Here is a 20,938-nt window from a genome sequence, read left to right as displayed (position 1 = left end):
CTGCTTCGCATAGCAACCGGGTGCTCCTCCGTCAACCCATCGGGTGGTAACTGGCATCGTTCTGGTGACCGCTGGCACACGGCCAGTATCGGGTCGCAGCCGTTGTCGGCGGCCCGGTCGTGGAGCACGGTGGAGATCGTCTTCGCAAATCCGGTCAAGGCGGTGTCCCGTGCGTTTCGATCTTCTCGGCCCCCTCGACGTCGTCCACAACGGACGCGCGGTCGTCCTGCGCGGGGCGACCCAGCGCGCCGTGCTCGCCTACCTCCTGCTGCACCACAACGAAGTGGTCGCGACGAGTTCCCTGCTGTCGGCGCTGTGGCCCGAGGGGATCCCCGCGACCGCGCGGAAAATGGTGCAGAACGCGGTTTCCGGGCTGCGGACGATGTTCGCGACGAGGACCGGGAGCGACGGTGCCCAGCCGATGCTGCTCACCCACGCGCCCGGGTACCTGCTACGGGTCGAGCGCGACCAGGTCGACGTCGCGCGGTTCCGCCTGCTGGCCGCCGACGGACGGACCGCGTGCGGTGCCGGCGAAGCCGACCGTGCCGTGACGGCCTACCGCGAAGCCCTCGGCCTGTGGCGCGGCCGGATGCTGGCCGACCTCGCCGAGAACGGTGTCGACTGGCCGGAGCTGGCCGCGCTCGAGGACGAACGCCTGGCCGTGCACGAGGACCTGTTCGCTCTGGAGCTCGAACGCGGCCGGCACCACGAGGTGCTCACCACGCTGCGCGGGCTCGCCGAGGCGCACCCGCACCGGGAACGGCTCAACGCCCAGCTGATGACCGCGCTGTATCGCTGCGGCCGGCACGTCGACGCGCTGGAGGTGTTCCGCGCGACGCGGGCGAGCCTCGCCGAGGGGCTGGGTCTGGAGCCGGGCAAGGAACTGCGCGAGCTCGAGCGCGCCATCCTGCGGCACGACGAGACCGTGCTCGCGCACGGACCCGCGCCGGTGCACGTCCGGGAGCCCGCCGCACCGCCCGCGCCCGTTCCCGCATCGGTTCCCGTGTCGCCGCCCGTCGCCGCGCGGTCCGTCGTTCCGCCGCTCGTCACCACGCCGGCCGGCATCGTGCCGCCCGGCATTGCGCCGGCCGGCATCGTGCCGCCCGGTATTGCGCCGGCCGGGCCGCCGGTGATCGCGCTCGCCGGACCGGTCGAAGAGCGATGCGAGACCGAGCGGAAGCCCGTCGTCGCGGTCGGGATCGTTCCGGCCGAGTCCGACTTCGATCCCGAGGACGTCGCCGAAGCCCACGCCCGGCTGCGCGCCGTCGCCGAAGAGGAGGCGAAGGCGGAAGGTGCCCACCTGCCCGGCGGGCCGGGTCCGGTCCTGCTGGCGGTGTTCGGGGTGCCCGCCACCCACGACGACGACGCGGTGCGCGCGGTGCGCACCGCGCTGCGGATCCGCGACCGGCTCGCCGCGGTGGGCATCACTACGCAGATCGGCGTCGAAGCCGGTGACGTCCTCGTCGAGTTCGCCGACGCCGCCCCGGTCGCTGTCAGCGGGCCGGCGTTGGACCGGTGCGTCCGGTCCGCGCTGACGGCGCCCGCGGGCCGGGTCCGGGTGGCGGACGCGGTGCGGGAAGCCAGCGAACCCGCGGTGGTCTACGGCACCGCCGACGACTGTGCCGGCTGGTGGGAAGCGGGGCAGGTGCGCCCGCATCCGCTCGCCGAGCCGGCGGACCCGGGCACCTTCGCCGGCCGTGGCCAGGACCTCGATCTGCTGGAGCAGCTTCTGGAGTTCGTCGAGCGTGGCGGTCGCCCGCATCGGGTGACAGTGGTGGGGGAGCCGGGCATCGGGAAGACGCGGCTGCTCGCGGAGTTCGGCGAGCTGCTGGCGAAGCGGCCGGAGGTACGGGTGCTCGAAACGGCAGGCGACCTCGCCGAGACGTTCGCCGCCGCGCCGGGCCTGCTTCCCCGCACGGCGTCTCGGCTTCGCTCGGGAGGCGCCGGCGATGCCCTGCGTGCGGCCGCCGCGGAGCTGACGGCCCACGGCCCGCTCGTCGTGCTGGCCGACGACGTGCACGCTTCGGTGGCGAAGGACGCGCTGGCCGGTCTGGGCGGCAGCTGCGCCGGCCACCCGGTCCTGGTCGTCGCCGCGGCGCGGCCGGAGCTGCTCGACACGACCTCGGACTGGACTTCGGCCCGCCACGCGGGCACGACGCTGACGCTGGCGCCGCTGGCCGACGACGCGGTGGCCGACCTGCTCGACGTCCTGTTGCCGGACACGACCCGCTTGGCGAGGGGCCGTCGCGAGCTGGTCGCCCGCATCGGCGGCAACCCGAGGTTCGCCCATGCGTATGCGGCGGCGGTGCGCGGCCGGACGACGCCGTTCCCCGCGCCGGATCAGGCGGCGACGACCCCGCCGCTGGTCCGCCGGACACTCGCCGCCCTGCTGGACAGCCTTCCGAGGACGGAGAAGGCAGTGCTGAAGGCGGCGACGCTGACCGCGGAGGTGTTCGACGCGGCCGAGGTGGCCGAGGTGTGCGACCGGACCCCGGCCGAAATCGCGACGGCGCTGACGGCGCTGACGGAACGAGACGTGCTCAGGCGCACCGACGACGGCTACGCCTTCCGCCGGGCGGCGCTGCGGGAGGTGGCGTACCAGCGGATTCCCCGCGCGGTTCGGACCGAACTGCTGCGCCGCCCCACCGGCCGCCCCGCACGGCCCGCCTGAACTCGCGCCCGCGCGAGAACCGGGACGGTCACGACCCCTTCCGCCGATCCATCCGGTCCCGGTAAGTCCTCAGGCCGGCGATCACGAGGTGCAGGCCGAAGCCGAACTCGTCGACGAGCGGAACGCTGCCGACGCCGCCGGCGGTGCTGTCCCCGCGTTCCCCGTCCGCTTCCGGAATGCCCGGTGATCGGTGGCTTTCCGATCGGAGCTGAATGCCGAAGCCGAGAACGAAGCGCGCGACGGTGGCGTAGGTCTGGACCGCTTCTGCCGTGCTGAACCCGTTTTCCAGCAGGACCGAGGTGCACCGATCCCGCAGCTTCAGTGCGTGCGGTCCGGACGGCACCTGCTCGACCGCGAGGGCGGCGACGTTCTCGTGCCGGACCAGCGCGGCGAACAGCTCCTCGGCGATGTGTGCCACGCACTGGTGCCACGGCTCTGCGGCGAGGCGTGCCTCGTCCAGGGTGATCTCGGCGAGCATCGCGTCCACGACCTGCCGCGCGAGGTCGTCACGTCCGGTGAAATGCCGGTACAGCGTGGCGGTACTGCGGGACGCGCTGTGCTCGGTGCGTGATGACACGGCTCCAGTATCGCCGAGTTGCGCGACATGACAGGCTCTTTCATTTTCGGCTACGGCGTAGTCGAAATACCCGCCCGTCAGTGTCTTTAGGAGCCGGCCGATGACCGATCCGGCACCACCCCCGCGCTCATCCCGGATCGCGATCGTCTGTGGTGCGTCCTCCGGACTGGGGCTCGCGACCGCGGAACGCTTGCGCGTCGGCGGTGTCGAAGTCGTCGCGGTGGCGCGGAACGCGGAAGCGCTGGAAACCGAGGCACGGCGCATCGGTGCTGTCCCGGTGGTCGCCGACCTCGCCGGAAACGGTGCCGTGGAACGCATAGTCGACTACACCGCCGGCCGGTTCGGCGGGATCGACATCGTGGTCTGGAAAACCGGAGGTCCCCGTCCCGGGTCCGCGCTGCAGGTGACCGAGCACGACGCCGAGTCCGCGTTCCGCTCGATCCTGCTGCCGCTGGTGCGGCTGGCCGGTGCCGCGGTCCCGCACCTCAAGGCCAGCGCCGCGGGCCGCTTCGTCGCGATCACGGCTTCCACCGTGAAGGAACCGACCTCCCAGGTGGCGGTGTCCAGCCTCGTCCGCCCGGGTGTGGCCGGCTAGGCGCATCAGCTCTACCCGGACGGTGTGCCCGACGACGCCGCCGCGGACATCCCGATCGCTCGATGGGGAAGGCCGGAGGAGTTCGCCGCGGTGGTCGCCTTCCTGGTCTCGCCGCCGGCTTCGTACGTCACCGGCACCACCATCGCGGTGGACGGTGGGCTCAGCCGCGCGATCTTCTGACCCTTCGCGCCGCCGCTTGCGCGGCGAGGCCGGTCAGTCGGCGGAGGATCGCCCCGATTCGGGCGGGTGGAGATGGGTGCGGCGTCCGTCGTGATCGAGGATGACGAGGATTTCCGCGGGTCCGCCGTGTGCCCTGATGGCGTGCGGGGTCATGGTGGAGAACTCGGCGGCCTCGCCGGCTTCGACGCGGACGGTCCGCTCGCCGAGGAACAGCGCGACGGTGCCCGACAGGACGGTGAACCATTCCTTGCCGGGGTGCACGCCGAGCTGAACGGCCTGGGGGCCGGCGGCCTCGTCGGTGATGCGCATCTTGGCGACGGTGACCCCGGCGGGCGCCGATCCGCGGCTCAGCAGCCAGGTGGTCAGGCCACGATGCTCGTCCCGCTCGGGCCGGATCACGACGTCGTCGTCGTTGATGGTCTCGGCCAGCTGATCGATCGAGGTCCCCAGTGCGCGGGCCAGTGCGGTCAGCTGGTCGAGTCCGAGGCGCTGGCGGCCGGTCTCGATGCGGCTCAGGCTGGACGGACTCATGACGGCGCGCTCGGCGAGGTTGTCCAGCGACCAGCCCCGGGCTTGGCGCAGGCTCCGGATGCGCATGCGGACGGTGCCTTCCAGATCGCTTTCTTGCGTCATATGCAAGAGCATATGTAATTTGTGCAAGGCGACGCTACCTTCGAAGTCATGAAAAGCACCGAGAGCAGCCCGTTCGACCCGCACCGGGACCACGCCGCTGCCGGTGCCGGCACCGCCGCGATGGCCGAGCTCCTGGAACTGGACGCCGAGGTCCTGCACGACTACCTGGCGGAGCTGGTCGACTGGCTGGGTGAGCTGTCCGACGAGGAACCCCGCCACATCGTCGATCTGGGCAGTGGGACCGGGACTGGCAGCTTCGCCCTCGCGCGGCGCTTCCCGCGCGCCGGCGTCACGGCCGTGGATCTTTCCCCGCAGATGCTCCACCGGCTCTCGAAGAAGGCAGCCGCGCTCGGCCTCTCCGACCGGGTCCGTGGCGTCCAGGCGGATCTCGACGAGGGCTGGCCGCGGCTGGAGACCAGCGACCTGATCTGGGCGGCCGCCTCGGTGCACCACCTGGCCGACCCTGACCGCGTCCTGGCCGAGGCGTTCGGCGCTCTGCGGCCGGGCGGCCTGCTGGCGGTGACCGAAATGGACTTCTTCCCGCGGTTTCTGCCCGACGACCTCGGCGTGGGACGTCCCGGGGTGGAAGCCCGCGTCCACGCCACGCTGAACCCGTACCCGCCCGCCGACTGGTCCGCACACCTGGTCCGCGCGGGATTCGTCCTGGAAGCGCAGCGGCCGTTCGTCATCGATCTGCCCGCTCCGCTGCCGGCCGCCACGGCCCGTTACGCGCAGGTGTGCCTGCAGCGCCTGCATTCCCACCTCGAGGGCCGGCTGCCCGGCGACGACCTGGCCGCGCTCGACGCGGTCCTCGCCGGCGACGGCCCCCACAGCGTCCTGCGGCGCGACGACCTCACCGTCCGGACCACCCGCACCACCTGGGTCGCCCGCCGTCCCTGAGTCCGGCCACCACCCCTGTCCTTTCCGAGCACCACCCGCTCACCCCCCAGAAACGGTCCTGTCATGCCCGAAGAACGCCTGTTCCGTGGCCCCGCGCCCGCCGTGGCACCACCCGCACCCCCTCTCGACTCCCGGCGCTGGTGGATCCTCGTGATCATCGGCGTCGCCCAGCTGATGGTGACCCTGGACACCTCCATCGTGAACATCGCTCTGCCCTCGGCACAGGCGGACCTCGGCTTCTCCGACGGCAGCCGGCAGTGGATCATCACCGCCTACGCGCTGGCTTTCGCCTCGCTGCTGCTGCTCAGCGGCCGTCTCGCCGACCTCTTCGGCCGGAAGCCCGCTTTGCTCATCGGTGCCGCGGGCTTCGCCACGGCCTCGATCCTCGGTGGTGTGTCGACCAGCTTCGGCATGCTGGTCGCCGCGCGCGCCCTCCAGGGTGTGTTCGCCGCGCTGCTCGCACCGGCCGCGCTCTCCCTGCTGAACACGACGTTCACCGATTCCCGGGAACGGGCGAAGGCCTTCGGGATCTTCGGGGCGATCGGCGCTTCCGGCACCGTCGTCGGACTTCTGATCGGCGGCGCGCTCACCCAGGCCCTCGACTGGCGCTGGACGATGTTCGTGAACGTCCTCTTCTCCGCGGTGGCTCTCTTCGGCGGCTGGAAGCTGCTGACCAACACTCGCGACGCCGCGAACTCCCGGCTGGACCTGCCCGGCACGGTGCTCATCTCGGCCGGCCTGTTCGCCGTGGTCTTCGGGCTGTCCAACGCCGAGTCCCAGCACTGGGATTCGCCGCTGACGTGGGGATTCCTCCTCGCCGGTGTCCTGCTGGTCGCCGCGTTCGCCTGGTGGCAGACGCGCGCGGAGCACCCGTTGCTGCCGCTGCGCATCCTCACCGACCGCAACCGCGCCGCCTCCTTCGCCACGCTCCTGCTCACCGGCGCCGGTCTGTTCGGGGTGCTGCTGTTCCTCACCTACTACCTTCAGCTCGATCTCGGCTTCAGCCCCATCACCACCGGTCTGGCGTTCCTGCCGATGATCGTCCTCATGATGGGCGTGGCCCAGTTCTCGACGATGAAGCTCGTTCCCCGCTCGGTCAACGCGATGCAACAGGTCGGCGGCTCGATCGGCACCGCCCTGCTCAACACCCTCGCCGCCGGCGCCGCGGCCGCCTTCCTCGTCGGCAAGAATCCCGCGGACCCCACGGCACGCGCGGATGCCGCCATCGCCAGCTACACCACTGCCTTCTGGTGGGCGGCGGGACTCTTCGCGGCCGGCGCGGTGCTCACCGCCCTGCTCTACCGGCGCAAGGCCGTCGAACCGGCCACGGCCGAAGCCGCGCCTTCTCCCAGCTGACCCACCCGACTCCACGACAGCGCGCAGGAGAGTTCTCATGACCACGATCCACGGCTTCGCCGAAGAAGGCTTCGGGCCGGTCGCCGACGCCTTCAGGGACAACTTCGCCCGCGGTGCCGAGACCGGCGCTGCTCTCGCGATCCACCACCGCGGCCGGCTGGTCGTCGATGTACACGGTGGTCTCGCGGACGCCACCGCCGGACAACCCTGGAACGCCGGCACCGTCGCCGTCGCTTTCTCCGCCACGAAAGGTCTTCTTGCCCTCGCCGGGTACCTCGCCCAGCAGCGCGGTCTCCTCGACTTCGATGCGCCCGTCACGTCCCTGTGGCCGGAGTTCGGCGCCCACGGCAAGGAAAACACCACGATCCGCGACGTGTTCGCCCACCGCGCCGGCCTGGTCGCCCTCGACACCGACCTGACGTTCGCGGACCTCACCCGGTGGACCCCGGTGACCACCGCCATCGAAGCCCAGCGGCCGCAGTGGGAACCCGGCACCGATTTCGCCTACCACGCCCTGACCTTCGGCTGGCTCACCGGCGAGATCCTTCGACGTGCCACCGGTCTGCGGCCGCATGAGCTGCTGGCCGAGTACCTCTCGGCTCCCTTGGCAGCCGACGCCTGGATCGGTCTCCCCGCCGACATCGAGCCCCGTGTCGCCCGGATCCACCCGGCGCCGGAGGTCGCCGACGCGGAAACCCGCGCCCTCTTCGAGAAAGTGATGGCCATGCCGGCCGTCCTGAGGTCGATGACGCTCGGGGGAGCACTGCCCGCCCGGTTCCTCGGCGACGGTCCCGCCGACTTCAACTCCCCGGCCCTGCACGCCACCGAGATCCCCGCGGCCAACGGCATCATGTCCGCCGCCGCGCTGTCCCGGATCTACGCCGCGGCGGTGTCCACGATCGACGGCACGCCGCAGCTCCTCGACGACAAGAGCATCGCCGACGCGGTGACCCCCCGTTCTGCCGGCGACGGCTGGCCCGGCGTGCTCACCCCACCCGGGATTCGCTTCTCCACCGGGTTTCTCGTCAACGGATACCCGGGCCGGCCCCTTCTCTCCGATCGTTCCTTCGGCCACGACGGCGCCAACGGCGGCCTCGGTTTCGCCGACGCCGACGCCGAAATCGGTTTCGGCTACCTCAACAACCAGCTGGCCAACCCCGGCGACGAACGAGCCAACCGCCTCACCGCGGCGCTCCGGAAGTCCCTCGGCGCCCGATCCGGGTACGCAGCGCCGGTTCCCCGGCCCGGCGCCGCTGTGCTCACAGTTCGTTCTTGTGGAACCGCCCGGCTTTCATGATCACCGGCAGCGTGGCGCCCTGACGGCCCAGCACGCCGATGTCGGTCAACGGATCGCCGTCGACGACGAGCAGATCGGCGTGCGCGCCCGGGGCGATGACCCCCAGCCGGCCTTCCTGTTGCAGGATTTCGGCGGCGACGCTGGTGGCCGAGAGCAGGATGTCGTGGGGATCGAGCACCTCGGCACGCAGCTCGAACTCGATGCCCTGGCGGACGTGGTGCGCGCCGAGCAGGTCGGTGCCGAACCCGGTCTTGACGCCGGCGGCGTTGAGCAGGCTCAGCGCGTGCAGCATCGCGTCGTAGGTGCCGGCGAGCTTGCGGCGGCTGGCCTCGGGAAGGCCCAGCGCAAGCCCGTCGTCCTCCAGCGCCTTGACCACGGCCAGGGTCGGCACGGCGAAGGTTCCGTTGCGGGCGAGCACTTCCGCGGTCTCGGGCGTCAGAAAGGTGGCGTGTTCGATGCAGCGCACCCCGAGTTCGGAGGCGCGGCGGATGGCCGCGTCCGGATGGCAGTGCGCGAAGACGTAGCTGCCCCGCATGGTCGCCTCGTCGACGGCGGCGCGGATCTCGTCGTCGGTGAACTGCAACGCGTCGATCGGATCGCTGGGCGATGCCACGCCGCCGGAGGCCATGATCTTGATGGCGCGGGCGCCGCGGCGGAACTCCTCCCGCACGGCGCGGCGCACCGCGTCGGCGCCGTCGGCGATCGCGGTGAACCGTTCGTGCCGCGGCGGGCAGCACTCGCAGCCGGTGAGGTCCTGCTGCGAGCCGGCGCGGAAGTCCCCGTGCCCGCCGGTTTGCGAGATGTAGCGGCCCGAGTGGAAGAACCGGGGTGCCGCCAGCCAGTCGCGTTCGATCGCGCGGGCGTAGCCGGCGTCGGTGCCGCCCGCGTCGCGGAGTGTGGTGAAGCCGTGGTCGAGGCTGGTCTGCAGGAACCGGGCGGCGAACAGCGAGTAGTACTCGGTCGGCTGCTGGGCCAGCCTGGTGACGTCGAGGTCCGCGGCCCAGATGTGGACGTGCAGGTCGATCAGCCCGGGCATCAGCGTGCGGCCGCCGACCGCCACCGTCGTGTCGGCTCCGGCGATCGGGCGGTCGGAGATCTCACGGATCACTCCGTCCTCCACGAGGACGTGGCCGGGGCGCAGACCGGGGTTGATCCCGTCGAAGATGGCGGCGTCCCGGAACAACGTCGTGCTCATGCGTGGCCTCCCGGCGAGTTCGTGGTGCGCGTCTGCGGTCCGGGCAGCCGCCCGGTGCTCCGAGAATGCCCGACAGCGCCGCGCGGCGCATGCACCGGTAAGTCGACGCCCCCGCGCGCGAGGCGGGTAGTGACATCTGTCGGGAAACGGGTTCCGCTCGGTGAACGGATGTCGATGGCGCGGGCAGTGGAAGAGCGGGCACCGTCCGGCCCACCGGAGACTTTCCGGCACGGCGGGCGGCCGGGCGGATCCGGCGCGTCCCGCCCGCGTATCCGTCCGCCCGGGACGAAATAGCGCCGGAATCCGGCCTCGTACTCCGATCGGTGAGCACCTGTAGGTCCTCGGGCTCGACAACACCTACAGCCAGGTCCGGATCTGCACACTCGAGGGCGAACTCACCGGGCCGGGGATGAGCCGGGGTCCGACTTCATCGGGGCGACGGAAGAGACTCTCGGGCGCTATGTCGTCGGCGTCGACTATGGCGATCAACGGAACAGGCTCATGAGTCCCTCACTTCCGGAGTGCGTCGCGATGCGCGTGCCACGCGGTCCGCGGTTTCGTGCCAGGGCCGGCTGCGATCGCCGAAGACCGTCGCCGCGAGGTCCGGGGTCTGCTGCACCGCCCGGTGCAGCCTCTGGGTGATGTTCATGCCAGCTTGCCCGCCTGCGCGGCGAACTCGTCGAGGACCTCGGCCGCATGGTCGCGGTAGCTGCGCTGCCCGGGGTCGGAGATCCAGCGGCGGTAGGTGATGTCGAGTGCGAGAAGTCCGACGGCCGCCAGGAAGCGGGCGGCGACCTCGCCGCGTCCCTGCTCCCGTACCGCGTTCTCGATGGCGCTCTCGAGCTTGGCGGCCTTGAGCAACTCGCGTTCCCGCAGTTCGGCATGCGCGGCGACGACCGTCGCGCGGGCCGCCGCGGTGGAGCGGTATTCCGGAGGGAAGTAGCCGGCGAACACTTCGAGCACGGCGGCGAGGACGTCGGCCGGCGGTGCCCCGGCCGGGGTCGCGCGGACAGCTTCGGCCACCTGGGCGGTCATGCCGTCCTGGCCGAGGAAGAGGACCTCGCGTTTGTCGTTGCAGTGCCGGAAGAAAGTGCTCTTGGTCAGCCCCGCCCGCTCGGCGATGTCGTTGACCGTCGTCGCGTCGTACCCGCGCTCGGCGAACAGGGTCAGTGCCGCCCGTGCCAGCCGCTCCTGCGGGTGGGGTTCCCATCTAGCCACGGCGCCATCATAGGTCACGGGAGAAAGTCCCGTGGAAACGTTATCGTGATGGGACGAGCTCCCGTGATGCGGCGCGAGACCGTGCGCAGGAACCCACGGCGCAGGAGAAGAACGAGGGCACACCATGGCGACCATTCCGCCGGGACAGGGTCGGCCCACGGGGCCGGAACTCGCTGTGCCGCCACCACTGCCGTTCGACCCCGAGTTGGCGACAGCGCTGGCGGAGCTGGTCGACGCGGGGCCGGTGGTGCCGTCCCTCACCCCGGACATGATCCCGCCCATCCGGTCCACTGCCGTGCGCTCGGTCCGGCTCACTCCCGGGCGGCTGGGCCGCGACGGGCGGTTCGAAGTGGCGGAGCTGCCGGTCCCCGGCCGCGGTGTCGCACCGGAGGTGAGGGTGCTGATCTGCCGGCCGGCCGGCGCGGCGTGACCGGCCCCCGTGCTCTACCGGATACACGGCGGCGGCCTGGTCGCCGGAACCAATCAGACAGGGATCGGCGAGGCGCTGGACTACGCCGAGCACCTGCGGGCGGTCGTGGTCTCGGTGGAGTACCGGCTGGCGCCCGAGAATCCGTACCCTGCCGCGGTCGAGGACTGGGGCCACGACTCCGGGTTTCTTTCACAGCTGGTCGGCGAAGCGAACGTCGGGTTCAGGGGTGCCGGAACCGCGGTCTACGACTGGATTCTCGACTTCCACGACGCGGTGTTGCAGGACCGCGCGCCCGACCTGCCGAAGGTGCGGGCCTACGCGCTGGGCGCCCGGCAGTGGGTCGATCTCGAAACCTGGCCGCCGCCGGGCACCGGGGAAGTCGTGCTCGACCTGACCGCGGGGCACTTCACCGTCGACCCGGAGAACCCGGTCCCGACCCGGGGCGGACGAGGCGTGCAGGTCTTCGTCAACGGCGGCTTCGGCGTCATCGACCAGCAGCCGCTCGTGGGCCGTCCGGACGTCCACGTCGCGCTCCGGTATCGCCTCGAGCACGAGACGCTGCTGGCCGGGCCCATCGTGGCCCGGCTCAAGACCCGGACACAGGCCGAGCAGGCGGCACCGGACGCCACCCCCGGCCCGGCAATGGCGAGCCTGGGCATCGACGCTCGCTTGTGGACTGCCACCCTGTGTGTCGACCACCCCGACGGCCGGCTGCACAACCTCGTCGAAGGGGTCGCCACCAGCTCCCCGGACGACGATGAGGTCACCGTCGAACTGGGCGACACCTTCTTCCTGCTGCCGGCGGGCACGGAAATCGTCCTGCTCGTCGCCGGCTCGTCCTTCCCCCGATGGCCGATCCCGGACCTGGGCGTCGGACAGGCCGTGCTCGCCGGCTCGACGATCAGCCTCTCCACTGTGGACACAGCGGTACTCGAAGGAGGAGACAGTCAGGGCTGAGTACTTCGGCAGCTGTGACCTTCACTCGAGCCGACACGCCGACTGTCGACGCTGACCAAGATCAAGGGGCCGGCCGTACGGCACCGGGCTCACGGGCGGGCAGGCCACGCAACAGTGTGTCGAGGAACAGGTCGAATCTCGGTGCGTCGGCGCCGAGATGGAGGAGATTCTCGGTTGCCGCCAGCCAGCCGACGACACAGGTGATGAAGATCTGCCAGCTGTGCCCGGCCATCTCGGCGGTGACGCCGGACCGGCGGAGAGCGGCGTTGACCGCGCCACCGAGCCGGTCGATGGAGTGCGCGTTGTGCTTGTGCGGACGGGACAGGTGCGTGGCATAGCCAGGCAGAGCGAGGAATCCGTCGTGCATCGCCCACGCGAGCCGGGTGAGCCAGGCTCGGTATTCCGGGTCCCCGGCGTCGGCCTGCTGCAGGATGCGTTCGACAACGACATCGCTGACGAGATCGAAGAGTTCGTCGCGGTTCCTGACCCACCGGTAGAGCGCGCCGTGGCTGACGCCGAGGCGCGCCGCGAGCTCGCGCATGGTCAGCGTGTCCACGTTCTCGGCCAGCGAGACCGCTTCGACGATCTTGTCCCGGCTGATCCGGGCGGGACGTCCCGGACGCCGTCGCTCGGCCACTTCGTCGGTCATGGCACGACGATAGCCAGGACCCGCCGCCGGGCGGGCCGTCGTGGGCCGCCGGGGGTGACAAGTCTGACAACGGCACACCCGGATTTATTAGTGACCACTGGTTATTAACTAGCTATCGTGGGTCGTGTTCGGCGGATCGGCCGCCACCAGGGACAGCGGGAGGCACGATGAGGCAAGCAGGCGAGGGTGCGGCTGCTGGTGTCCAGGGCACAGTCGCGCCGGGATTCGAGGCCGTGCGCGAGCAGTTCGCCGCGCTGCTGGCGACAGAGGGCGGTGAACTGGACGTGCAGGTCGCGGCCTACCACCGCGGGGAGAACGTGGTCGACCTGTGGGCCGGGCCGGACATGAACACCGACTCGATCATGGGGATCTACTCGGCGAGCAAGGGGGTCGCCCATCTGGTGGTGGCGCTGCTGGTCCAGGACGGCGTGCTGGATCTGGACCGGAAGGTGAGCCACTACTGGCCCCAGTTCGCGGTCGAGGGCAAGCAGGACCTCCTGGTGCGCGAACTGCTCGCCCACCAGGCCGGTGTGGTCGGCGCCACGGACGGGTTCACGATGGAGGAACTCGCCGACGACCAGGTCGTGGCCGAACGACTCGGCGCGCAGCGCCCGTTCTGGCGACCGGGCCGGGCAGCGGGATACCACGCGCTGGTGCTGGCCGCGCTGAGCGGGGAAGTCGTGCGCCGCGCCACCGGCCGCTCCGTCCAGGAGCACTTTGCCGAACGGCTCCAGGCGCCGCTGAAGCTGGACCTGCACCTGGGCCTGCCCGCGGGGCAGGACGACCGGTTCCTCAGCGCGCAACCGATGTCGGCGACCCCGGAACGCCTGCGCGAGCTGGCCGCGGCGGCGACCGCCCCGGACAGTCTCAGCGGTATCGCCTTCAACCGCCACCATCCGCGCAACCGCGAGGTGTGGGAACTGCCCACCCTTCCGGTCGTCCGCGCCCGCGGGCCGGCCTCGTTCGGAGGCATCGGCACCGCCCGCAGCCTGGCCAAGCTGTACTCGGCACTCGTGTCGCCGGTTGACAGCGGCACCCCGCTGCTCGAACCCGCCACCGTGTCGGCGTTCGGCCAGATCCAGTCTCACGGTTTCGACCTGGTCCTGCGGCAGCCCAAGGCGTGGGCAGTCGGATTCCACGCTGTGTCAGAGACTTACCCAGTCCTCGGCGCCGGCGCGTTCGGCCACAGCGGAGCCGGTGGACAACAGGCGTTGGCCGACCCACGCCACGAGCTTTCCTACGCCTTCCTGCGCCGACGCTTCCTGTTCCCAGCCCAGGCCGACGCCGATCACCTGCGACTGCTGAGCGCGCTGGTCACCGCCGCGCGAAGGGCCACCGGGTGCGGGAGCACGGCACGGGACTGATGACCGGTCCACGTCCCTAGTGGGGCCATGAAACACGCTGACCGGCGCCCGAACCGGGGCCCGGTGCCGCGGCGGCCCGGGCTCCGCCCGAACGAGAATGGACGGACCCCATGCCACTGACGACAATCCGCCTCGGCGAGCTCGCCGGCGGCGGTGGCCGACTACGGGATTCCGATGCCGGTGGCCGACGTGATCGGCCTCCTCGACGCTGCCGGAGTGGCCGAAGCACACCTCGTCGGCCATGACTGGGGCGCGATCGTGGCCTGACACACCGCCGTTCTCCACTCCGACGCGACAGGGCAGCGCCGGTCGCTCTCGGCCGCGCGCGGAAACGGTCGCCCGCGTAGTAGCTTCGATTCGCGATCGAGAGGAGCGCAGGGGAGTGGCACGTCTTCATGTCGGATGCGCGATGTGGACCCACAAAGCGTGGCCCGGCCGGTTCGTGCCGCAGTCGCTGCCGGCCGGGGAGCGTCTGCGGGCCTACGCCGGCTGGTGCAACGCCGTCGAGGGCAACACGACCTTCTACGCGACCCCGGCCAGTGCCACCGTCGCGACGTGGGCGCGGCAGACCGGCCCCGGCTTCCGGTTCGTCGTGAAGGTGCCCAAGGCCGTCACGCACGAGCGACGGTTCGCCGGGGTCGAGCCCGAGATGCGCGCGTTCCTGGACGCGATCGAACCGCTGGGGGAGCGGGCGGTCCTGTGGACCCAGCTGCCCGGCTCGTTCGGTCCCGCGGACGTCGATGTGCTCGGCCGCTTCCTGCGGCGGCTTCCCGCCGACCGCCGGCGCGCCGTGGAGGTGCGGCACCCCGGGTTCTTCACCGAAGCCGGGTCGACGTCGCTGCTGGAGCGGACGCTCGCCGGCGCGGATGCCGAGTGGGTTCCGTTCGACACCACCGTCTTCTTTCAGAGCCCACCGGTCAGCGAGGCCGAGCAGGAGGCTTGGGCCAAGAAGCCGCGGCTGCCGCGGCGGACGCGGGCGCTGACCGACCAGCCGATCGTCCGCTACCTGGGCCGGGACTCGGTCGAGGAGACCGTCGCGGGGTGGCGGCCGTGGACCACGGTGGTCGCCGGCTGGCTGCGCGAGGGCCGGTCGCCGACGGTCTTCCTGCACACGCCCGACAACGTCGACGCGCCGGCGCTCGCCCGCCGCTTCCACGACGACGTGCGAGCGCTGCTTCCCGGTCTCGAGGCACTGCCCGAGCCGGAGCCGATCGAGCCCGCGACCCTGTTCTGAGGGCACTGAGCAGTTCGTCACCGGGCACCGGACCGGCCGCGCCGCGTGACAAGGCGCGGGCTGCCGAAGACGCGCGAAGTAAGCGAGCCGACGCAAGCGGGCCATCTGCTGTTCGCATCGGCTCAAGCAGCCGGGAATAGCGTCCGGTTCGCCGAGTGATTCTCCCTGGAAACCCGAATGAGGCAGAGCATGCGCGAAAATCAGGTGGGGTCGGACCGACGGTCCTTCCTGCGGAACGCAGGGCTGGCCGGCGTCGGCGCGACGGCGCTGGGTGCGCTCGGGGTCGCGCCCGCGGCCGCTGACAGCCCGGTCAGCGCGAACAGCCGCGGCGGCAGGTGGAACCCGGACGGCGAGAGCCGCCAGTTCACCGTCGCGGTGATGCCCGACACCCAGTATCTGTATTGGGGCAGCCAGAACAGCATCAACCCGGAGCCGCAGGAAGCGTCGCTGCGGTATGTGATCGAGAACAGCCGCGGGCCGGACGCCAACGTCGTCTTCATGGCCCACCTCGGCGACCTGACGCAGGACGGTGACGTCACGTCGTTCCGGGCGGTGGACCGGACGTTCAAGACGGCCGACTCGGCGGGCGTCGCCTACAGCGTGCTTGCCGGCAACCACGATGTTTCCGGTGACGACACGCGTGGCAACACGCCGTATCTGCAGATGATGGGACCGCGGCGGTTCCGCCGCCGGAAGTCGTTCCTGGGATCTGACGCCAGTGGTTACAACACCGCGCACGTTTTTCGCGCGGCCGGGCAGGAGTGGCTGCTGCTGGCCATGGACTGGCGCACCTCGGCCGCCGGTTTCGCGTGGGCCAATGACGTGATCGCGAAAAACCCGCGAATGCCGGTGATTCTCACCTGTCACGAGATCGTCGCGCCGACTTACGGTGACGAGGTCTACCCGTACGAATCGGGCGATCCCGAGAGCAACGCCGAGATCACCGACTACGGGCAGACCGTGTGGGACTCGCTGGTCAAGGACAACGACCAGGTCTTCCTCACGCTCAACGGGCACTACTGGCCGTCGGGCCGGATGACGAAGAAGAACGCGGCCGGCCACGACGTGCATCTGCACATCACGAATTACCAGAACCGGTACATGAGCGGTGGCGGGATGCTGCGCCTGTACCATTTCGACCTCGAGCGCAACACGATCGACGTCGAGACGATTTCGCCGTGGATCCTCGAAAAGGACCCGGCGAAGCGCAACCGCATGGAGGTGCTGGAGTCGCGGCTGACGACGCCGGTCGACCGTTTCTCGATGCCGTTCGACTTCGAACAGCGTTTCGCCGGCTTCCTCCCGATTCCGGTCCGCCCGGCGCGGCCGGCCGGGAGGATGCTCGTCCCGGGCACGGTGGCGTACTGGCGCTTCGACGGGGTCGGCGCGAACGGCAGTCCCGTCACCGGCGCGCAGCGGGTACGCGACCTGTCGGGCCATGGCAACGACCTCACGCTGCGGGCGGTCGCCGGCACCGCTCCCGATGCGCTGGTCTGGACCGACGAACACCATCCCGACCAGCCGGGCCACGCCAGCCTGCGGTTCGACGGCGGCAAGGAGCCGCTGCACGGCGCGTACCTGAGCACAGGCTCGCGCGCGCCGCTGAACACCGAGACGTTCCGGCGCGGCTACACCATCGAGACGTTCGTGAAGATCCCGCGCGACTGGGACGGTGGCACCAACGGCAACATGCCCGTACTCGTCCGCCGTGGCGCGTCCGGCGACGCGGGCAAGCACGGCAAGAACACCGACCCGAAAGAGCCGGTGGCACAGCTGATGACCACGAACAACGGTCGCGAGGTGCAGTTCAACTGTTATCCGCTCAACCAGACCTACCCGACCACCAACTGGAGCCACGGCCTGCCCGAAGAGCAGTGGTGGCACATCGCGGTGGTCAACGACGGACACCGCACCACGCTGTACGTGGAAAGCTCCCCGGTGGCCGACAACCCCTTCACCGACTCCGCCGGAATTTCGTCCCTCGGTCTCACCTGGCTGTTGGGCGCCCACGAATACGGCGGCGGTCTCGACAACGTATTCCACGGCTGGATCGGCGACGTCCGCATCGTCAACCGCGCACTGCGTACGGACGAGTTCATGACCACGTGACCAGCCTCTGTCACGCGTAAAGAATGTGGCGATTCACGCAGTTTCGACCGGCTGCGTGCCACCGTTGTAGCTCCACTCCGGTTTGCCGCCGGCGGCGTTCGACGTGACCGAAGGGCCGATGATGAGGAAACGGGCTTCGTCGCCGGCGACCGGGCAGTGCTCCACCCCGCGCGGAATCACGAACAGGTCGCCGGGTCGCAGTCGCACGTCTCCGGCACGCAGTTGAATCGTGAGTTCGCCGGCGAGGAGAAGGAACGTTTCGTCCTCGTCCTCATGGGCGTGCCACCGCGTTGAACCGATGCCCTTGGCCACCTTGAAGAGGCTGCCGTTGGCCTCCGCGACGACACGTTGGGACCAGTATTCGGTGAGGGCGTCGAGGTGGTCCGCCAGCGTGACCGGTGCGTTCATGCCCTCGACAGTAAAGCCGTCGGCGCCGGCCCGGCAGTGGTATAAATGGCACGTGACGAAAGAATCCTACCGATCTGCCGGTCCGCGCTCCGTTGCGTTGCTGGTCGACGAGGGGTCCAACCCGTTCGAGATGGCGTGCGTGTGCGAGGTGTTCGGCGCCCGCCGCCCGGAGCTCGGGTTCGAGGCGTACTCGCTGCGGATCGGTTCTCCTCGTTCGACCACGGTGATGCGGGACGGCCTGTTTCGCCTGTCGGGCGTCGCCGGTCTCGATGCGATCGCGGAGGCCGACACCGTGATCGTGCCCAACCGTCCGGACGTCGACGCCGGCACGCGTCCGGCTGTCCTCGACGCCATCCGGAAGGCGCATCGACGCGGGGCGCGGCTGGTCGGACTGTGCACAGGTGCCTACACGCTCGCCGAAGCAGGGGTGCTCGCGGGGCGGCGGGCAACGGTCCATTGGCAGCTGCTCGACGATTTCGTGGGCCGCCACCCCGATGTGCGGGTCGAGCCGGACGTCCTGTTCGTCGACGACGGCGACGTGCTGACTTCGGCAGGCAGCGCCGCGGCGCTCGACCTCGCGTTGCATATCGTGCGCAAGGACTGGGGCGCGGACGTCGCGAACCAGGTGTCCCGACGACTGGTGTTCAGTGCTTTCCGCGAAGGCGGCCAAAAGCAATTCATCGAACACTCGGTGCCCGAGACGACAGTACGCCCTCTCGCCGCGGCTTTGGAGCGGGTGAGCAGCCGCTTGAGTGAGCAGATCTCGGTCGCCGAAATGGCCGAACAGGCACACATGAGCACGACGACTTTTCACCGCCGTTTTCAGGCCGAGATGGGTACGACACCGTTGGCTTGGCTGACCACACAGCGCGTACAGCTGGCGCAACGGCTGTTGGAGCAGACCGATCTTTCCCTGGAAGCAGTCGCCCGTCGCAGCGGCCTGGGCACAACGGCAAACCTGAGAACCCTGATCCGACGGCACACCGGACTCAGCCCCGCCACGTATCGCCAGCAGTTCGCACTCGTCCGAGACTGAAAACGCAGCGCGACCGCACATTCCACGGTTCATGCGCCGTTTGCGCTTCAACGGGCGACCACGCCCGCCGAAAGATCGATGTCCGCCCCGGAATTACCGTTGTGGCCGCCGGGTTGCGCACCGGCACCGATTCGAACAGAGATCCGCGGATTCCCGCGGGCGATCAGGCGAATCCCTCCAGCTCGGCGATGCGGCGGAAGACCTCGCGGGTGTCGACCCGTTCCATCCCGGGATCCAGTTCGTAGTAGGCGGCCAGCACGTTTTGTGCGATCCGGCCGCGCTCGTCGAGTCCGGCGAAGCGACCGGGGGAGATGTCGCGCATGGCCTCCTCCGCGGACATGTCTTGCACGCGGCGATCCAGTTCGACAAAGGCCGGCCCAGCTGATCGGTGTGCCACCGATGAACAGCAGATCGCCCGCGTACAGCACGCCCTCCGAGGGCACGAGCACGACGCTGTCGCCCTCGGTGTGCGCGGGACCGAGGCAACTGGCCTGCACCGGTGCTCCCTCGAGGTCGAGGCGCAGCCTTCACGGCGCGCTTCGCGGAGCGGTTCGCCGCCTGAACGAACGAGACCGCAGAGGTGCGGGGACTCGCTCGTACCCGGTCCTCGCAGGCGATCGCAGCGGATGCGGTCGTCGTCGGCTCTGCTGATGCCGCCATCGGCCGAAGCCGAGGACTCCCACTGGCCGGGATAAGAGCTTGTCTCATGTGGTGAGTTTGCGGAGTTTCTTGTGGCAGGTGAGTGCTGCGCCGAGGATGAGGAAGGCGAGGAAGTGCTCGGCTTTGCGTTCGTAGCGCAGGGTCAGGCGCCGGTAGCCGGTGAACCAGGCCATGGTTCGTTCGATCACCCAACGGTGTTTACCGAGTTTGTCCTTGGATTCGATGCCTTTGCGGGCGATCCGGACCTTGATGCCGCGGTCGCGGACTGGTCTGCCCCGGGTTTCGTGGAGTCCGGTTGCTGGATTGTCATGCCACGATGGTTGCTTTTTCGTACTCTACTGGGCTGAGCCAGCCGAGGCTGCTGTGGCGTCGTTGGCGGTTGTGCCAGATTTCGAGGTACTCGAAGATCGCGTTGGCCAGCTCGACCCGGGTACGCCATCGGTGGCGGTCGAGTAGTTCGACCTGCATGCGCGACCAGAACGACTCCATCATCGCGTTGTCGTAGCAGTCGCCGACGCTGCCCATCGACGGAACCAGCCCAGAATCCTTGGCGCGCTTGGTGAAGGCCCATGATCCGTATTGGACTCCCTGGTCGGAGTGGATGATCGTGCCAGACTGCGGTGCCCGGTTGTCGATGGCCATGCCGAGCGCGTTGGTCACCAGGCCCGCTGTCGGTGAGGAATCGATAGACCAGCCGACCACACGGCGGGAGTAGACATCGAGAACGACCGCGCAGTAGACCTGGCCCTCGCGGGTGCGATGCTCAGTGATGTCTGTGAGCCACTTGCGGTTCGGCCCCGCGGCGGTGAAATCACGCTTTACCAGATCCTTGGCGATCTCATCGGGCTTGGTGCGCTTCCACCGCGGCCGCCTCATCGCGCCGACCAGACGGGCGCGGCGCATCAGCATCTCCACTGCCCCGTGACCGACCTGGATCCCCCGCCCCAGCCGCAGCTCGGCGTGCACGCGGCGGGCACCGTAGCGCCCCTGGGAGTTCTGGTGGATCTCGGTGATCAGATCGGTCAGCCAGGCATGCCGGATCGATCGGGCTGACGGTGACCGGGATCGCCGGGCGTAGAACCCCGACTCCGACACTCCCAGCACGCGGCACGCGAGCTGGGCCGGCAAACCCTCCTCAGTCATCGCCGCGATCGCGGCGTAGCGGGCTTTTGGGCGCACCGCCTCCTTCAGCAGCTCGGTCGCTCGCCGATGCACCGCCAACTCGCTCTCCAGCTCGGCGATCTTTTTCTTCGCGGCGGTCAGCTCGGCCTTCTCCGCGCTGGTCAACCCGGACTCCAGGCCCCGGTCGATCCGATCCTGTCGCCGCCAGCTGTAGATCGTCTGATCGCTGAGCCCCAGATCATGCGCCACGTCGGCGACCTTGCGGCCGGCCTCGATCAGGTCCAGCACCCTCCGCCGGAACTCCGGCGGATACCCACGTCGTCCCATACCACCCTCTCAAGATCAAG

At 70.0% G+C, this 20,938-nt stretch carries 21 protein-coding genes and 1 pseudogene; 13 read left to right on the top strand and 9 right to left on the bottom strand.

The window, feature by feature from the left end; all coding sequences use genetic code 11:
* Window positions 1-169: 169 nt before the first annotated feature.
* Entirely contained in the window at window positions 170-2,671 is a 2,502-nt protein-coding gene (locus BJY18_RS06290; RefSeq protein ID WP_184778495.1) for an ATP-binding protein, read from the top strand.
* A 28-nt stretch (window positions 2,672-2,699) separates the two neighbouring features.
* Here the strand turns inward: BJY18_RS06290 and BJY18_RS06285 are convergent, their stop codons facing one another.
* A complete protein-coding gene (locus tag BJY18_RS06285) occupies window positions 2,700-3,248 on the bottom strand; it encodes a TetR/AcrR family transcriptional regulator C-terminal domain-containing protein (RefSeq protein ID WP_184778493.1) in 549 nt (182 codons plus the stop codon).
* A 100-nt stretch (window positions 3,249-3,348) separates the two neighbouring features.
* Between BJY18_RS06285 and BJY18_RS06280 the strand changes: the two genes are divergently transcribed.
* Together BJY18_RS06280 and BJY18_RS06275 are read left to right on the top strand one after the other, a co-directional pair.
* Entirely contained in the window at window positions 3,349-3,843 is a 495-nt protein-coding gene (locus BJY18_RS06280) for an SDR family NAD(P)-dependent oxidoreductase (RefSeq protein ID WP_184778491.1), read from the top strand.
* Between the two features lie 24 nt (window positions 3,844-3,867).
* On the top strand, window positions 3,868-4,023 hold the full coding sequence (locus BJY18_RS06275) for an SDR family oxidoreductase (protein ID WP_184778489.1): 156 nt from the start codon (window positions 3,868-3,870) through the stop codon (window positions 4,021-4,023).
* Window positions 4,024-4,056: 33 nt separating this feature from the next.
* Here the strand turns inward: BJY18_RS06275 and BJY18_RS06270 are convergent, their stop codons facing one another.
* Window positions 4,057-4,656 carry a helix-turn-helix domain-containing protein gene (locus BJY18_RS06270; RefSeq protein ID WP_184778487.1) on the bottom strand — a complete coding sequence of 200 codons (600 nt, stop codon included), beginning with the start codon at window positions 4,654-4,656 and terminating at the stop codon, window positions 4,057-4,059.
* Window positions 4,657-4,704: 48 nt separating this feature from the next.
* Between BJY18_RS06270 and BJY18_RS06265 the strand changes: the two genes are divergently transcribed.
* The 3 genes from BJY18_RS06265 to BJY18_RS06255 all read left to right on the top strand — a co-directional run bounded on the left by BJY18_RS06265 (window position 4,705) and on the right by BJY18_RS06255 (window position 8,209).
* Window positions 4,705-5,556, top strand: a complete 852-nt coding sequence (locus tag BJY18_RS06265; RefSeq protein WP_221457590.1) for a class I SAM-dependent methyltransferase — start codon at window positions 4,705-4,707, stop codon at window positions 5,554-5,556.
* A 63-nt stretch (window positions 5,557-5,619) separates the two neighbouring features.
* Window positions 5,620-6,912 (top strand): MFS transporter, encoded by a 1,293-nt coding sequence (locus tag BJY18_RS06260; RefSeq protein WP_184778485.1) that lies wholly within the window; start codon window positions 5,620-5,622, stop codon window positions 6,910-6,912.
* Between the two features lie 37 nt (window positions 6,913-6,949).
* Window positions 6,950-8,209 (top strand): serine hydrolase domain-containing protein, encoded by a 1,260-nt coding sequence (locus tag BJY18_RS06255; RefSeq protein ID WP_184778484.1) that lies wholly within the window; start codon window positions 6,950-6,952, stop codon window positions 8,207-8,209.
* Here BJY18_RS06255 and BJY18_RS06250 read toward each other — a convergent pair.
* Window positions 8,172-9,404 carry a metal-dependent hydrolase family protein gene (locus BJY18_RS06250; protein WP_184778483.1) on the bottom strand — a complete coding sequence of 411 codons (1,233 nt, stop codon included), beginning with the start codon at window positions 9,402-9,404 and terminating at the stop codon, window positions 8,172-8,174. The genes BJY18_RS06255 and BJY18_RS06250 overlap by 38 nt on opposite strands.
* A gap of 645 nt (window positions 9,405-10,049) precedes the next feature.
* On the bottom strand, window positions 10,050-10,622 hold the full coding sequence (locus tag BJY18_RS06245) for a TetR/AcrR family transcriptional regulator (RefSeq protein ID WP_184778482.1): 573 nt from the start codon (window positions 10,620-10,622) through the stop codon (window positions 10,050-10,052).
* Window positions 10,623-10,746: 124 nt separating this feature from the next.
* Between BJY18_RS06245 and BJY18_RS06240 the strand changes: the two genes are divergently transcribed.
* Both BJY18_RS06240 and BJY18_RS06235 read left to right on the top strand, forming a co-directional pair.
* The gene (locus BJY18_RS06240; RefSeq protein WP_184778481.1) at window positions 10,747-11,052 is read left to right on the top strand and encodes a hypothetical protein; all 306 of its coding nucleotides are present in this window, start codon (window positions 10,747-10,749) and stop codon (window positions 11,050-11,052) included.
* A 9-nt stretch (window positions 11,053-11,061) separates the two neighbouring features.
* A complete protein-coding gene (locus tag BJY18_RS06235; protein ID WP_184778480.1) occupies window positions 11,062-12,009 on the top strand; it encodes an alpha/beta hydrolase fold domain-containing protein in 948 nt (315 codons plus the stop codon).
* 61 nt (window positions 12,010-12,070) lie between these two features.
* Here BJY18_RS06235 and BJY18_RS06230 read toward each other — a convergent pair whose 3' ends face one another.
* A complete protein-coding gene (locus tag BJY18_RS06230; RefSeq protein WP_184778479.1) occupies window positions 12,071-12,658 on the bottom strand; it encodes a TetR/AcrR family transcriptional regulator in 588 nt (195 codons plus the stop codon).
* Window positions 12,659-12,825: 167 nt separating this feature from the next.
* Between BJY18_RS06230 and BJY18_RS06225 the strand changes: the two genes are divergently transcribed.
* From BJY18_RS06225 to BJY18_RS06215, 4 genes are all read left to right on the top strand, one after another.
* On the top strand, window positions 12,826-14,022 hold the full coding sequence (locus tag BJY18_RS06225; RefSeq protein WP_184778477.1) for a serine hydrolase domain-containing protein: 1,197 nt from the start codon (window positions 12,826-12,828) through the stop codon (window positions 14,020-14,022).
* 153 nt (window positions 14,023-14,175) lie between these two features.
* On the top strand, window positions 14,176-14,289 hold the full coding sequence (locus tag BJY18_RS37965) for an alpha/beta fold hydrolase (protein WP_376774644.1): 114 nt from the start codon (window positions 14,176-14,178) through the stop codon (window positions 14,287-14,289).
* Between the two features lie 115 nt (window positions 14,290-14,404).
* Window positions 14,405-15,256, top strand: a complete 852-nt coding sequence (locus BJY18_RS06220; protein ID WP_512699126.1) for a DUF72 domain-containing protein — start codon at window positions 14,405-14,407, stop codon at window positions 15,254-15,256.
* 189 nt (window positions 15,257-15,445) lie between these two features.
* Window positions 15,446-17,365, top strand: a complete 1,920-nt coding sequence (locus BJY18_RS06215; protein WP_184778475.1) for a LamG-like jellyroll fold domain-containing protein — start codon at window positions 15,446-15,448, stop codon at window positions 17,363-17,365.
* A gap of 33 nt (window positions 17,366-17,398) precedes the next feature.
* Here BJY18_RS06215 and BJY18_RS06210 read toward each other — a convergent pair whose 3' ends face one another.
* Window positions 17,399-17,773: a cupin domain-containing protein gene (locus BJY18_RS06210; RefSeq protein WP_184778473.1), complete on the bottom strand. Its 375-nt coding sequence runs from the start codon at window positions 17,771-17,773 to the stop codon at window positions 17,399-17,401.
* Here BJY18_RS06210 and BJY18_RS06205 point away from each other — a divergent pair.
* Window positions 17,757-18,809 carry a GlxA family transcriptional regulator gene (locus BJY18_RS06205; protein WP_312873755.1) on the top strand — a complete coding sequence of 351 codons (1,053 nt, stop codon included), beginning with the start codon at window positions 17,757-17,759 and terminating at the stop codon, window positions 18,807-18,809. The genes BJY18_RS06210 and BJY18_RS06205 overlap by 17 nt on opposite strands.
* Window positions 18,810-18,972: 163 nt before the next feature.
* Here the strand turns inward: BJY18_RS06205 and BJY18_RS36685 are convergent, their stop codons facing one another.
* From BJY18_RS36685 to BJY18_RS06190, 3 genes and pseudogenes are all read right to left on the bottom strand, one after another.
* Window positions 18,973-19,149 carry a hypothetical protein gene (locus tag BJY18_RS36685; RefSeq protein WP_246458783.1) on the bottom strand — a complete coding sequence of 59 codons (177 nt, stop codon included), beginning with the start codon at window positions 19,147-19,149 and terminating at the stop codon, window positions 18,973-18,975.
* Window positions 19,150-19,513: 364 nt separating this feature from the next.
* A pseudogene (locus tag BJY18_RS06195) lies at window positions 19,514-19,735 on the bottom strand (transposase); the annotation flags it as partial.
* A 40-nt stretch (window positions 19,736-19,775) separates the two neighbouring features.
* On the bottom strand, window positions 19,776-20,918 hold the full coding sequence (locus BJY18_RS06190) for an IS3 family transposase (protein ID WP_184778471.1): 1,143 nt from the start codon (window positions 20,916-20,918) through the stop codon (window positions 19,776-19,778).
* Between the last annotated feature and the right edge of the window lie 20 nt (window positions 20,919-20,938).

Origin of the sequence: Amycolatopsis jiangsuensis (assembly GCF_014204865.1) — a bacterium.
GTDB lineage: Bacteria > Actinomycetota > Actinomycetes > Mycobacteriales > Pseudonocardiaceae > Amycolatopsis > Amycolatopsis jiangsuensis.
The sequence above is the reverse complement of the archived record's forward strand: the minus strand, read 5'-3'. Positions and strand labels throughout refer to the sequence as shown.